The organism is Ruegeria sp. CE12, assembly GCF_056537525.1.
The window spans coordinates 678,456-690,567 of record NZ_JBQFRS010000001.1 but is presented as its reverse complement, the minus strand read 5'-3'; the positions used below and the strand labels follow the sequence as shown (position 1 = coordinate 690,567).

The window sequence follows — 12,112 nt, the reverse complement described above, 5'->3', positions numbered from 1 at the left end:
GGTAAAGCCACAGGCACAGAACGGTGGCCGTGATGAAATAAGCGATCGTCATCTCAGATGGCCTCCCGGTGTTTGAGCCGGTTTTGCACCAAACCTGCTACTCGTGCGGTCTGCGCGGTAACGGGTGCGCCCCGTGACTGTGATGCCGCCAGTTGCTGTGCGGCTTCAGCCAGAACCATATCTTCGGCATCCCGTGCGACCGCCCTGAGGAACTGTGCCACATAGTCCAGCGTGCGATTGTCGGTCGGACCTGTCAGTACGTCAGCGATATGTGCCATGTCGTCCTGGTAGGCCATCGGGTCCGGGTGGATCACCTCGTCGCGCACAGCATGGAGGCCCCCCGGGCGGCGATCTTCGGGGAGAAGTTCCAGAATACTCTTCTGGAAATAGGCAAGCGACGTCAGCGGCTTGGCGAGGAACCCATCCGCACCAGCCTTCATCGCTGCTGCTTCGGTACCGTCATCACCCGACATTCCCAGAATGACACTGATCCGGGGTGCTGCCTGATCCAGTTCGGCAATCAACTCATCACCAGACCCATCGGGCAGCCCCATGTCGACGACAATGACGGAAGGGCGATAGATCTGAAGGTGACGGCGTGCCGATTTCAGGCAGTCCGCGCGACGAATTCTCGCCCCGCTGTGCATGCACATCAGCCGCATTGCATCGCAGACATACCGGCTGTCTTCAACGACAAGGATGGTCTGCCCCAGCAACGGCCGGGTAGCGTTGGGAAGGGCGGGAGAGGTGGCGAATGGGCCCGAATCGTCCATGGCAAAACTCCTGTTCAGCAGATGCCTCACGCTAGGAACTTCTGGCTAACACAGGGTTAATGGGCAATTTGGCGCACTTGCCCTTTGTCGGGGCAACCCCCATAACCCCAGCAACGCTGAACAGAGGAGAGTTCCATGATTGGTCGCCTGAACCACGTCGCGATTGCCGTTCCGGATCTTGAAGCGGCTTCCGAGCAGTATCGCAACGCGCTGGGCGCAAAAGTTGGCGCGCCTCAGGACGAGCCCGATCATGGTGTAACCGTGGTTTTTATCGAACTGCCCAACACCAAGATTGAATTGCTGTATCCTTTGGGCGATGACAGCCCGATCAATGGATTTCTGGAAAAGAACCCTGCTGGCGGCATTCACCATGTCTGCTACGAAGTTGAAGATATCATTGCCGCCCGCGATCACCTTAAGGAAACCGGTGCGCGCGTCCTTGGTTCCGGAGAGCCCAAAATCGGTGCGCATGGCAAACCGGTTCTGTTCCTGCATCCCAAGGATTTCAATGGTTGCCTTGTCGAACTGGAGCAGGTGTAACCCCTAAGCCGGAGGGCCGACTATGACGATTACAGCAGCTCTGGTCCTGTTTGCCGTAATCTGGTTCCTGACCTTGTTGATCGTGTTGCCCGTGCGGATCAAAACGCAGGGCGATCTGGGTGAGATTGTGCCGGGTACCCATGCAGGGGCGCCAGAAGTGCATCACCTGAAGAAAAAGATGTGGATCACCACCGGTATCTCGGTAGTGATCTGGGCGATCATTGCTGGGATTATCATCTCGGGCGTGATCTCGGTCCGGGATTTCGACTGGCTGAACCAGATGGGCTGACAGTCAGGGTCTGGTCCCTGACAGCCCATGATAGATATGGGTGAACGTCGCGGCCCCGAGGATCGGGATCAGGAGGTTCACCAGAGGTACGGATAGCGGAATGGCCATCAGTGTTCCGGCCATCCAGATCGTTGCGACATGTTTTGCCCGCAGTTTGCGCGCTCCTTCACGGCCCAACCGCCGCATCGCGGCCAATGTGAAGTATTCCCGCCCCAACAGGAAGCCGTTCATGGCCCAGAAGATGAACGGAGCGAAGGGCGTGAAAATCGCATAAAGGATCAGAGCCAGAAGGTTGGCAACGATAAGGACGCCCAGGAAGCTGAGCGTATCCATCAATGCGTCGCCAAAAGGTATGCCTGGGACCGCGGGCAGAGAGGGATAGTGTTTGTCCTCGACCGCTTGTGCAACCTCGTCCAGAAACATCGAGGTGATGGCTGAGGCCACCGGCACCATCAAAAAGACCGACAGCACCATCATCAGCAGAAAAGATGAGACACTGAGAAGATCGTTCAACCACGTCACTTCACCCAAAATCGGCAGGGTTACCTGATCTCCGACAAGCGTGTTGATCAGCCATAGGAACCCTGCATAACTCACCACAAGCAGGGCAAATGTCAGGCCAACGCCCAGCAGCAGAACTTTGCGAAACCGCGGATCCCCGATCTGTCCGATGGCTTTGAGAAATGACTGGACAACGATCATTCGGAAACCCATTCGGTCAGTACAGGTACGTCCGGGCGTGGACGTTCAGGCGGTGTGGTGCCTTCGGTTGCGATGTGAATCAGGCCAGCGACACGTTCATTTTCAGCGAGACCAAAGGCTTCCTTGCAGAAATCACGGTCATGAGTTTGCCAGCCTGACAGCCAGTTCGCCCCCCAACCAGCAGCCAGAGCTGCATTCAGCAACGCCAAACACACTGCACCGGCAGAATAGGTTTGTTCGATTGCAGGAATCTTGGGGGATTCCTTTTGCACTTCGATGACGGCGACGGCCAGTTGTCCCAGATCGAATTGGTTTCTGGCTTTGGCGATGTCCTCGGGGCTTTTGCCCAATGCCCGCCCATGTTTCTTGGTCAGGTCCGCTAGACGCGGCATCGCGCCTTTTTGCAGAACGATAAAGCGCCAGGGCTCAAGCTTGCCGTGATCCGGGCTGCGAGCAGCGGCTGTCAGCAAAGGTTCCAGTTCTTCCCGTGTTGGGGCAGGTGCGATCAGGGTTTTCGCCGGGCGGGATCGGCGCGACAGCAGAAATTCCAGTGCGGCCGGATTTTTCAAGGACATATGTTAACTTCCTTTACATCAGCAGTGTGTATCTCGGACAGGTGCATGGCCTTTTCAAGGGCAAATGCAAAAAACTGTCCTACATCTCTGATACCTTGCGGCGGCTTGGCGGGAGATCACATTGGCTATGGAGGCACAAAGAACAAAACACAAGTCGATGCAAAGCCTTGCCACGCTGTAGACCGCTACAGGTGTTTAGGATGAATCAAACGGCATCAGGCGGTGTCTGGCGATTGCTATTCACTTTGATCAGGTGGAGTTTCCCGGATCTGATAGACGCCCTCTGGTAAATCGAGGGCAGCGGCCAGATCGCGGACCTGTTCCGGTGACAGCGTGATCTTCTGGACCTGTTCCGTACGGGGGTCTATCTGCTCAAGCGTCACGCATTCGGCAAAACTGTTGATTACGATATCCTCTTGCAAAGGCTTGGGGCCTTCGTCCACCAGAGTAATGATCGTCGAGTCGAATTCATGTTCAATCGAAAACATGATGTCAGAGTGCCGATCCGAATGCAGTAATGCAACCCGTTGTTCGGAACAGAAGGTGTGGTAAGCCCGAAGGTGTCGCGCTAAGGTTTCCTTCCGGCATGATTTTGAAAGGACCCGGAATGCTCCGTTATGTCTTGTTGCTGGTCATGCTGGTTTCCGCCTGTGGCCTTAGCCCGCGCGGGTCTGGTTTTATCACTGCAGAACAGTGGAATCCCTCAACGCCGGAGCTGCAGCAGAAAGCGAGCGATTTTCGGCAAGTCAGCCGCGCCGTCAGCGCCGCCGCCACCGATACCTGCCGACGTCAGGCCAAAAACCTGAATTGCGAGTTCGGAATCCTTGTCGATCCTGATCCAAATGCAGAGGTCAATGCGTTTCAGACACTGGATGACAAGAAGCGACCCTACATTATTTTTACCCAGACGATGATTGAATCGACGCAAAATGCGGACGAAATGGCATTCGTCATGGGGCACGAAGCAGCCCACCATGTTCTGGATCACATTGCACGTCAGGCTAAAAACTCGCAGGAAAGCGCGCAGATCTTTGGGAATTTGGCCCGGGATTATGGCGCTGATGACGAGGGTGTTGAACTTGCGCAGAAGCTGGGTGCAGATGTCGGGGTGCAGGTATACATCAAGGGGTTCGAGCTTGAGGCTGACCGGCTGGGTACGGTGATTACACATTCAGCGGGTTATGACCCCTTGGTCGGAATGGAGTACTTCAAGCGTATTCCTGATCCGGGTGACCGCTTTTTGGCGACACACCCCCCCAACGCTCAGCGCGTGCAGGCCGTTCTGGAAACGGCGGCCCAATTGGGACTGACACAATGACAAAACTGACGCGCCTTGGCGTGGTGCTGACCGATCGCGGATCAAAATACGCTGTCACCGGTGCCTCTGCATCCAGCCGGGCGGATGTTGACGCTGTTCTGGCGGAACTCAAATCCGACAAGAGTTACGCCAAGGCTACGCACAACACCTGGGCCGCTGTTTTGCCGACCGGAGCGCTGAAAGCCGATGATGGTGAAAGTGGCGCTGCCATGGTGATCCTGCGGATGATGGAGCGTGCTGAAATGGAGAACCACGTCATCATCGTGACACGCTGGTATGGCGGCAAGAAGCTTGGCGGCGATCGTTTTCGCAGGGTGCAGGATGCCACGCGGTTCTATCTGGATCACCTCGGTATCGGTGCTTGACCTGAATCAAGGGCAAAGATCGGTTTGATTGATACCTTTTCCTAAAGCGCGACAGGGAAAGGAAACCGTATGTCCAGCCGTGAGACTTTGCGACACCATGCCGGCCTCGTGGATCAGATGGCCACAAAGCTGGGTGTGGATCTGGAAACTGCTGCTATCGAAGGGCAGGTATCGGTAGATGAAATTTCTGACGCCGTATTGAGATGCACTAGTTGCCCCAATCCGCAACACTGCGAGTCCTTTCTTCAGAAAAGCGCGTCTTCGCAGCAAACTCCGGAATACTGCAGAAATCGGGAGTTACTGCAAAATCTCATCCCGTAAGGCGGTTGTTCGATGATGCATCTGGGTCAAATTATGACACACGTTCGCCTGATCCTCAGGATGGGGCAGGCCACGGGAACTGATCTTGTAGCAGCCCATAAGGTCGGTCGACTGAGCCAGGAAGGCTGGGCCGAGATGATTCAATCCTGCAGGGGGTGCGAATGGGCTTGCGCATGTCCTGAATGGTTGGATCAGAATGAAAATGCGCCGCATGCCCCCGAAAACTGCCCAAACCGAAAGCGATTCGCCGCACTTAAGGCAAATCAGCGGCGGATGAACTGATGGCTCGAACTTCGCTTGGCGACATCGAAAAACATTTTTGGCTGACCCGATCCGTCGCCAGGTGCATGGGTGTTTCCCTTACCGAAGCGATGGTTGAAGGGCGGCTTTCTGCCAACGATTATGCCGAGATGGTGACGCGCTGTCGCGCCGCAGAATGCAGCAAAATCTGCACGATCTGGCTGTCGATTCAGCAGTCTCAGGCGATCGCCGCACCGGAATTTTGCGCCAATGCTAAAACCTTCAATGAGCTGAGATAGACACCTTCATAACTGTTGATGTGATCCGTCACACAGAGGGGGCTTGGAAGTCTGTTTGCACCCACAAAAAAAGACCTTTTTGCTCGATTCTGCGGTGTATTTGACCGGCTCGATTCCGGTTCCTTTATGTGATCCGTCACAGAAGGGCTGTCGTTTGGATCTGCCGCATGCGCACCAGAAATAACTCTTGCCCTCGGTTACCTCGACGGGAAAGGGGGATTTCTGTGCGATGATGGGTGCATCTGACATCTGGCTACTCCGATTTGGCTTATGTCGATGACACAGCTTAGCCTGATCAGGCAAAAAGGGTAGCGGCAGGCCCGATCAATGCACCTGCAGGTTGCCGGGCAAGCGTGGTTTCGCTTCTAATCACGAAGCCGTTATCGATTCGGTTGCCAGATTGGTGACAAGCCCGTATTCTGACGACGGCCCCGAAAAACTGGGCAATATCAGAAAAGTAATAGAGGATTGATGGACATGAAACTCAAATTCGCTGCTCTCTGCGCAACCGCAGTTGTTCTGGCCGCGTGCTCGCAGCAGGAAGAACCGACCCCGATCTACGTACAGCCTAGCTATGACAAGCAAGGCAACGCAAGCTGCTCGGCAGGTTATCAGCTGGCCACGACCGAAGCAGGTCAGACCGTATGTAACCCGGTCACACAATAAGCATTCCGCAGGCGGTCCTATTGGGGGCCGCCTGCACATTCGATCAAAGTTCGAGCCGCCGTTTGGCGGTTTTTTCTTTTCTGGCCATAACGTGAAAATACTGGTTTTGTTCAATAACTGAACCAAGCGCCCGGAAGGCCAAATGCTGAACTTCTTTCAACGACTGAGTGACAGAACACGCTGGAGCTGGCAGGGCGTGATCACGACCTGGCGCGAGGAATACTCGTTCCGTGTCTGGGGATGGCTCAATGTGGTCTCGGCTGCATTGGCGTTTTGGCTGCCGCTGACTGCGGGCGAACGTGTCATGATTCTCGCTTTGGGAATCCTGGTTCTGGCGGCTGAGTTGTTCAACACAGCTGTCGAACGTGCGGTCGATCACACCTCAACCGAACATCACACTTTGGCAGGGCAGGCAAAAGATGCAGCCAGCGCAGCCGTGGCCCTGACCGCGATAGCAGCTGGGGTTGCCTGGCTGGTTGTGTTGTTCAGCCTGATTTAGCCAGCGCTCCACTATTCTTAGTGCTGAAACCGCAGCCCGAGCCGGTGTTTGCGATACTTGAACACATACCGCTTTGGCGCTGGATAGTAGTAGCCTTTGTATTTGTGACGTTTGACCCCGTTATGTGGTCTGGCTTTATAGGTTGAGCCATAGCTAACATGTGGTCTGGTTGAGTAGTGCCGGATAGTCGGAGCGTAATAGTATCTGCGAACATGATGCTGACTTCGCTGGTGAATACTCAGCTTGACTGATCCAACCGTAATGAAGCCGGAAACACTATTGTCATAGCTCTGCGCGGAAACCGGGCCTGAGAGCAGATGTACTGCGACGATGACAGCAGCGCATCGTGGGATAGGTCGAAACACGCGAATCATGAGAACCTCCGTTTGGGACAGGGTTTCATGTCTATGATCGGTCAAGGGCGCGCTGTTTGCCAATAAACTTGGGTCACGCTTTGCCTATCGCACTTCATCAGCAGACCTGTGAGTTTGTCTGATCAGAGTATCAGACAGTTCTGCCCCACAGATCATATTCGCCGGCCTCATCCACTTCGACCGTCACGATATCGCCCGGCTTCAAGGCCTCGAAGCCTTCATCAATGAACAGGTTGCCGTCAATCTCGGGGGCGTCAGATTTGGTCCGGCAGGTCGCCGCATCGCCATCGACCTCGTCCACGATGACTTCGATCCTTTGTCCGACTTTTGCGGCCAGCTTGGCTTCTGAGATCGCCTGAGCCTTTTCCATAAAACGTTCCCACCGGTCCTGTTTGACTTCGGCGGGGACATGATCCGGCAAATCATTCGATCTTGCACCGTCCACGTTTTCGTACTGAAAACACCCGACGCGATCCAGTTGTGCCTCGTCCAACCAGTCCAGCAACGTCTGGAACTCGGCCTCGGTTTCACCAGGATACCCCACGATGAAGGTCGACCGCAGGGTGATTTCCGGGCAGGTTGCGCGCCAGGCCGCAATCTCATCCAGGGTTTTGGCCGCTGCTGCAGGGCGAGCCATGCGTTTCAAGACGTCGGGGTGGGCATGCTGGAAGGGAATGTCCAGATATGGCAGCACATTACATCCCGCATCAGCCATGAGCGGGATCAGTTCGCGCACATGCGGATACGGGTAGACGTAGTGAAGCCGGACCCAAGCATCCAACTTTCCAAGCTCGCGGGCCAGATCGGTTATGTGGGTACGCACCTCACCGTCTTTCCAAGGGTTCACATCATACTTGCGATCCAGGCCATAGGCTGAGGTGTCTTGCGAGATGACCAACAACTCTCGCACCCCATTATCTACCAGTTTTTCAGCCTCACGCAGAACTGCATGTGCTGGCCGGCTGGCGAGTTTGCCGCGCATGTCCGGGATGATGCAGAACTTGCATTTGTGGTTACAGCCCTCGGAAATCTTCAGATAGCTGTAATGACGCGGGGTGAGCTGCACGCTGCTGGTGGGCAACAGATCCACAAACGGGTCCGGGTCCGGCGGCACGGCCGAGTGTACCGCATCCAGAACCTGTTCGTACTGGTGCGGGCCGGTGACGGCCATGATGCGCGGGTGATGTTCGCGGATGTAATCCGGTTCGGCCCCCAGACAGCCGGTCACGATGACCTTTCCATTTTCCACCAGCGCCTCGCCGATCGCATCCAGCGATTCCGCCTTGGCACTGTCGAGAAACCCGCATGTGTTCACGATCACGGCATCCGCGCCTGAATAGTCGGGTGAAATTCCGTATCCTTCGGCACGAAGGCGGGTCAGAATGCGTTCACTGTCGACCAGTGCTTTGGGACAGCCCAATGAGACCATGCCGATGGTAGGCTGGTTCGAACGTGGCGTCTCGGTGATCCGGGCGGCAGGCGCCAGGTCGGGGCGGAGGTTTGGCGGGTTCGTGGTCATGGCGCGGCATATAGTGGGGAACGCTTCCCCTTGCAAATGTTGCGCGCACAGGGCTGACTTGTCATCGAGCAGACAAGCCGAAAAGGCAGAGGGCAAAACATGAAATGGTTGGTGCGAATCCTATTCATACTGGTTGCAGCATTCGGGCTGGTCATAGGCGCGTTGTTGTTGATGCCGGGGGATAAACTCGGCGCCATACTGGCCGAACAGGTACGGGCACAGACCGGACGTGAACTGACCCTTTCCGGCGATGTGCGCCTGTCCTTCTGGCCTGTGCTGGGAATGGAAACCGGTCCGGTCACCTTTGGAAACGCATCATGGGCTGGTCCGCAACCAATGCTGAGCGCCAATAGTCTGGCTGTGGGCGTGGACGCATCAGCATTGTTGGCAGGCGATCTGCGAATCAAACGCGTGTTGGCAGAGGATCCGGTGTTGCGGCTTGAGCTGTCCGAAGGGCGCGGGAACTGGGAACTCACAGTGGCGCAGCCGGGTGCGACCGTACCGGCGAGTGAGGTGGGTACCCCCTCCGCAACGGAACAGGGTGCAATTACCCTTGATCGTCTGGAACTGACCAACGCAAGGCTGATCTATGTCGAGAATGGCGAGATTAAGATGGATTTCGCCAATGTTGATCTGGCAGCCAGATGGCCTGAAATCGACGCCCCTATGGAGATGCAGGCAAGCATGTCAGTACCCGGCGGGAGCGCTGAAGTGGACCTTACGATCCCGGATCTGCCGGCATTCGCATCCGGCGTGGTAACGCCGCTTGAGCTGACTATGACAGCCCCGGGAGGAGACATCAGTTTCTCGGGCCGAGTGAACATTGCCGGGGAAATGGATGGCAAGACCCGGATCAAGACATCCAGCACCGAACAGATGTTGGCGGCGTTTGGTCAGGGCGGAGTCTCTGTCCCATACGGGCTGGGTCAGGTTGCGAATGTCTCGAGCCAAATGACCTATACCAAAGATGGTCGCATCTCATTGCGCGGGATGAGCGCCGTTCTGGATAACAATCGGTTCGATGGAGAGGCCGACATTGTCATTTCTGATCCCCCGCAACTGACCGCGCGACTGAATGGCGGGGATCTTGATCTCTCACAGATTGCCGGAACCGAAGCGACCAGCACCTCAACCGGTGGCGGGAGCAGTGCCGCAGCACCTGTTTCAGAGGGTTGGTCCAATGACCCGATTGATGCGTCTGCTTTGTCGCTGGCAAATGGCAATATCCGGCTGCAAGCCAACTCAATCGCCGTACCGGGCATGACCTTTGGCGCGAGTGATTTGACCATGAGCCTTGATAGATCACGGGCCGTTCTGAAAATGCATCCGGCTACTTTGTTTTCGGGGCAACTGAATGGTCAGGTCGTAGCGAACAACAGAAACGGATTGTCGGTCGGGGGAGATCTGACAGCGACCGGGATAAACATCCAGCAGGCCCTGAGTACTCTGGGTGGCATAGAACGTCTGTCCGGCACCGGATCAGGTTCCCTTAAATTCCTTGGTGTGGGGCAAACGGAAAATCAGATTATGAACTCGCTCAGCGGATCCGGTAGCCTTGATGTTGAAAGCGGCGTCATCTCGGGTATTGATCTCGATCGCCTGATGGGGCGCGGCAACGTGTCGGGAGGGACGACGGTCTTCAACAGCCTTACCGCAAGCTTCACCATGGATGGTGGGAACCTGACCAACGAAGATCTGTTGATGACCCTCAAGAATTACAGGGCAGATGGCAAAGGGCGTGTCGGGCTGGGTGCCCGTGACATTGACTATCTCTTCACACCTGTCGCACTGAGGGCAAATTCTGGCGAGGGTATCGCAGTACCCGTTCGCATCGTCGGACCATGGAGCGATCCATCGATCCGGCCCGACCTGACCAAAGTGATCGAAGCTGCGGCCGAAGGTAAGGTCAAGGAACTTGAACAGGATGCGAAGGACAAGGTCCTGAAGAAGGTCGGGGATGAACTGGATACCACTATCACCGATAGCGATCAGATCGAGGATGCGCTCAAAAGCAAACTTGAAGAAGAGGCCAAGAAAGGTCTTCTGAAATTGTTCGGTGGCGACTGAACTATATTTCGAGCCAAACGAATACGGGGCACCTAAGGTGCCCCGTATTGTTTCAGTGATCAGATTGTCTGGTCGTAGTCACCGACATTGGGTTCGGTGCGAATGACGGCGTCAATATCCGCAAAAATAGCGCGCATTTCGTCTTCGCTTTCGCTGCTTTCACAGACGACAACCAGATTGGGGGTGTTCGACGACGCGCGCACCAGACCCCAGCTGCCATTGTCCAGAATGACCCGAGCACCGTTTACGGTCACGACCTCCTTGATCGGACGTCCGGCAAATGTCTCGCCTGCATCCGCCTTGGCGACCAGCTTGTCGACCAACCGTTTGAGGATGTCATACTTTTCGGTATCGGCTGCATAGGGCGACATGGTCGGGGTCGACCATGTTTTAGGCAGGGCCTTGCGCAGGTCAGACATGCTCTGATCCGGGTTACGGTCCATCAGTTTGCAGATCTCGACGGCTACGCGCATTCCGCAGTCATAGCCTCGCCCGATAGGTTCAGCCAAAAAGTAGTGTCCTGACTTTTCAAACCCGGCCAGCGCGCCGATTTCCTTGACGCGACGCTTCATATGGCTGTGACCGGTCTTCCAGTAGTCAGCTTTTACGCCATGCGCCTGCAGCTCGGGGTCACTGGCGAACAGGCCTGTGGATTTGACGTCCGCCACAAAGGTCGAGCCGGGATGTAGCTTGGCCAGATCGCGGGCCATGATCACGCCGACCTTATCGGCGAAAATCTCTTCGCCTTCATCATCAACGACGCCGCAACGGTCGCCATCCCCGTCGAAGCCGAGCGCCAGATCGGCACCGCTGGCTTTGAGGGTGTCGGCCATGTCATGCAACATTTCCATGGCTTCCGGGTTCGGGTTGTAGTTGGGGAAAGTGTAGTCCAGCTCGTTGTGGCTGGGTACGATTTCGACGCCGATCCGCTCAAATATCTCGGGGGCAAAGGCCGAAGCTGTGCCGTTCCCGGTGGCGCAAACCACCTTGAGCGGACGTGACATTTTGAAGTCGCCCACCAGATCGTCGATGTAAGCCTCTTTCACGCCATCAACGAATTCGTAAGAGCCACCTTCACGGGCGACGCCTTCTCCGTTCAGCACGACATCGCGCAGCTCGGACATCTCGTCAGGACCATGGGTCAGAGGCCGGTCAAAGCCCATCTTAACGCCGGTCCAGCCGTTGGGGTTATGGCTGGCAGTGACCATTGCCACCGCAGGCACGTCCAGATGGAACTGTGCAAAATAGGCCATCGGGCTGACAGCCGGGCCGATGTCCTTGACCTGAATACCGGCCTGCATCAGCCCAAGGATTAGCGCATTCTTGATGGCCAGAGAATAGTCACGATAGTCGTTGCCAACCGCGATTACCGGCTCGATGCCGCGCTTGTGCATCTGCGTACCCAGTCCCAGACCAAGGGCAGTCATGCCGGGCAGGTTGATCTCCTCAGGGTATTTCCAGCGGGCGTCATATTCGCGAAACCCGGTGGGTGTGATCATCGGGTCGCGCAGAAAACTCCAGGTGTTTGGGGTCACCTCGGGGATAGGCTTGGTCATCAAATATCT

At 56.0% G+C, this 12,112-nt stretch carries 18 protein-coding genes; 10 read left to right on the top strand and 8 right to left on the bottom strand.

What is annotated here, in order from left to right; all coding sequences use genetic code 11:
* Positions 1–53: 53 nt before the first annotated feature.
* A complete protein-coding gene (locus ACR0IO_RS03465; RefSeq protein ID WP_155145484.1) occupies positions 54–773 on the bottom strand; it encodes a response regulator in 720 nt (239 codons plus the stop codon).
* Positions 774–908: 135 nt separating this feature from the next.
* Between ACR0IO_RS03465 and mce the strand changes: the two genes are divergently transcribed.
* Both mce and ACR0IO_RS03455 read left to right on the top strand, forming a co-directional pair.
* A complete protein-coding gene (gene mce / locus ACR0IO_RS03460) occupies positions 909–1,313 on the top strand; it encodes a methylmalonyl-CoA epimerase (RefSeq protein WP_109313240.1) in 405 nt (134 codons plus the stop codon).
* 22 nt (positions 1,314–1,335) lie between these two features.
* On the top strand, positions 1,336–1,602 hold the full coding sequence (locus ACR0IO_RS03455) for a DUF1467 family protein (RefSeq protein ID WP_155145482.1): 267 nt from the start codon (positions 1,336–1,338) through the stop codon (positions 1,600–1,602).
* A gap of 3 nt (positions 1,603–1,605) precedes the next feature.
* Here ACR0IO_RS03455 and ACR0IO_RS03450 read toward each other — a convergent pair whose 3' ends face one another.
* From ACR0IO_RS03450 to ACR0IO_RS03440, 3 genes are all read right to left on the bottom strand, one after another.
* Positions 1,606–2,304 (bottom strand): EI24 domain-containing protein, encoded by a 699-nt coding sequence (locus ACR0IO_RS03450; RefSeq protein ID WP_480739611.1) that lies wholly within the window; start codon positions 2,302–2,304, stop codon positions 1,606–1,608.
* Complete coding sequence (locus ACR0IO_RS03445; RefSeq protein WP_480739610.1) at positions 2,301–2,879, bottom strand: nitroreductase family protein; 579 nt, start codon at positions 2,877–2,879, stop codon at positions 2,301–2,303. The genes ACR0IO_RS03450 and ACR0IO_RS03445 overlap by 4 nt, the downstream gene beginning before the upstream one ends.
* A gap of 236 nt (positions 2,880–3,115) precedes the next feature.
* Positions 3,116–3,367 (bottom strand): hypothetical protein, encoded by a 252-nt coding sequence (locus ACR0IO_RS03440; protein ID WP_155145476.1) that lies wholly within the window; start codon positions 3,365–3,367, stop codon positions 3,116–3,118.
* Between the two features lie 119 nt (positions 3,368–3,486).
* Between ACR0IO_RS03440 and ACR0IO_RS03435 the strand changes: the two genes are divergently transcribed.
* The 5 genes from ACR0IO_RS03435 to ACR0IO_RS03415 all read left to right on the top strand — a co-directional run bounded on the left by ACR0IO_RS03435 (position 3,487) and on the right by ACR0IO_RS03415 (position 5,422).
* A complete protein-coding gene (locus ACR0IO_RS03435) occupies positions 3,487–4,197 on the top strand; it encodes a M48 family metallopeptidase (protein WP_480739608.1) in 711 nt (236 codons plus the stop codon).
* Positions 4,194–4,562 carry a YigZ family protein gene (locus tag ACR0IO_RS03430; protein ID WP_480739606.1) on the top strand — a complete coding sequence of 123 codons (369 nt, stop codon included), beginning with the start codon at positions 4,194–4,196 and terminating at the stop codon, positions 4,560–4,562. The genes ACR0IO_RS03435 and ACR0IO_RS03430 overlap by 4 nt, the downstream gene beginning before the upstream one ends.
* Before the next feature lie 69 nt (positions 4,563–4,631).
* Positions 4,632–4,883 carry a DUF6455 family protein gene (locus ACR0IO_RS03425; protein ID WP_480739604.1) on the top strand — a complete coding sequence of 84 codons (252 nt, stop codon included), beginning with the start codon at positions 4,632–4,634 and terminating at the stop codon, positions 4,881–4,883.
* A 12-nt stretch (positions 4,884–4,895) separates the two neighbouring features.
* A complete protein-coding gene (locus ACR0IO_RS03420) occupies positions 4,896–5,165 on the top strand; it encodes a DUF6455 family protein (RefSeq protein ID WP_170331481.1) in 270 nt (89 codons plus the stop codon).
* Entirely contained in the window at positions 5,165–5,422 is a 258-nt protein-coding gene (locus ACR0IO_RS03415; RefSeq protein WP_480739601.1) for a DUF6455 family protein, read from the top strand. The genes ACR0IO_RS03420 and ACR0IO_RS03415 overlap by 1 nt, the downstream gene beginning before the upstream one ends.
* Positions 5,423–5,428: 6 nt before the next feature.
* Here the strand turns inward: ACR0IO_RS03415 and ACR0IO_RS03410 are convergent, their stop codons facing one another.
* A complete protein-coding gene (locus tag ACR0IO_RS03410; RefSeq protein WP_155145466.1) occupies positions 5,429–5,671 on the bottom strand; it encodes a CDGSH iron-sulfur domain-containing protein in 243 nt (80 codons plus the stop codon).
* Between the two features lie 228 nt (positions 5,672–5,899).
* Between ACR0IO_RS03410 and ACR0IO_RS03405 the strand changes: the two genes are divergently transcribed.
* Positions 5,900–6,088, top strand: coding sequence for a hypothetical protein (locus ACR0IO_RS03405; RefSeq protein WP_209016144.1), 189 nt, complete (start codon positions 5,900–5,902; stop codon positions 6,086–6,088).
* A 142-nt stretch (positions 6,089–6,230) separates the two neighbouring features.
* The gene (locus ACR0IO_RS03400; protein WP_480739596.1) at positions 6,231–6,587 is read left to right on the top strand and encodes a diacylglycerol kinase; all 357 of its coding nucleotides are present in this window, start codon (positions 6,231–6,233) and stop codon (positions 6,585–6,587) included.
* A gap of 17 nt (positions 6,588–6,604) precedes the next feature.
* Here ACR0IO_RS03400 and ACR0IO_RS03395 read toward each other — a convergent pair whose 3' ends face one another.
* Positions 6,605–6,961, bottom strand: a complete 357-nt coding sequence (locus ACR0IO_RS03395) for a hypothetical protein (protein ID WP_480739594.1) — start codon at positions 6,959–6,961, stop codon at positions 6,605–6,607.
* A gap of 130 nt (positions 6,962–7,091) precedes the next feature.
* Positions 7,092–8,480 carry a 30S ribosomal protein S12 methylthiotransferase RimO gene (rimO, locus tag ACR0IO_RS03390; RefSeq protein ID WP_480739591.1) on the bottom strand — a complete coding sequence of 463 codons (1,389 nt, stop codon included), beginning with the start codon at positions 8,478–8,480 and terminating at the stop codon, positions 7,092–7,094.
* A gap of 99 nt (positions 8,481–8,579) precedes the next feature.
* Between rimO and ACR0IO_RS03385 the strand changes: the two genes are divergently transcribed.
* The gene (locus ACR0IO_RS03385; RefSeq protein ID WP_480739589.1) at positions 8,580–10,547 is read left to right on the top strand and encodes an AsmA family protein; all 1,968 of its coding nucleotides are present in this window, start codon (positions 8,580–8,582) and stop codon (positions 10,545–10,547) included.
* Positions 10,548–10,606: 59 nt separating this feature from the next.
* Here the strand turns inward: ACR0IO_RS03385 and ACR0IO_RS03380 are convergent, their stop codons facing one another.
* Complete coding sequence (locus ACR0IO_RS03380) at positions 10,607–12,103, bottom strand: phosphomannomutase/phosphoglucomutase (protein WP_480739587.1); 1,497 nt, start codon at positions 12,101–12,103, stop codon at positions 10,607–10,609.
* Positions 12,104–12,112: the final 9 nt, after the last annotated feature.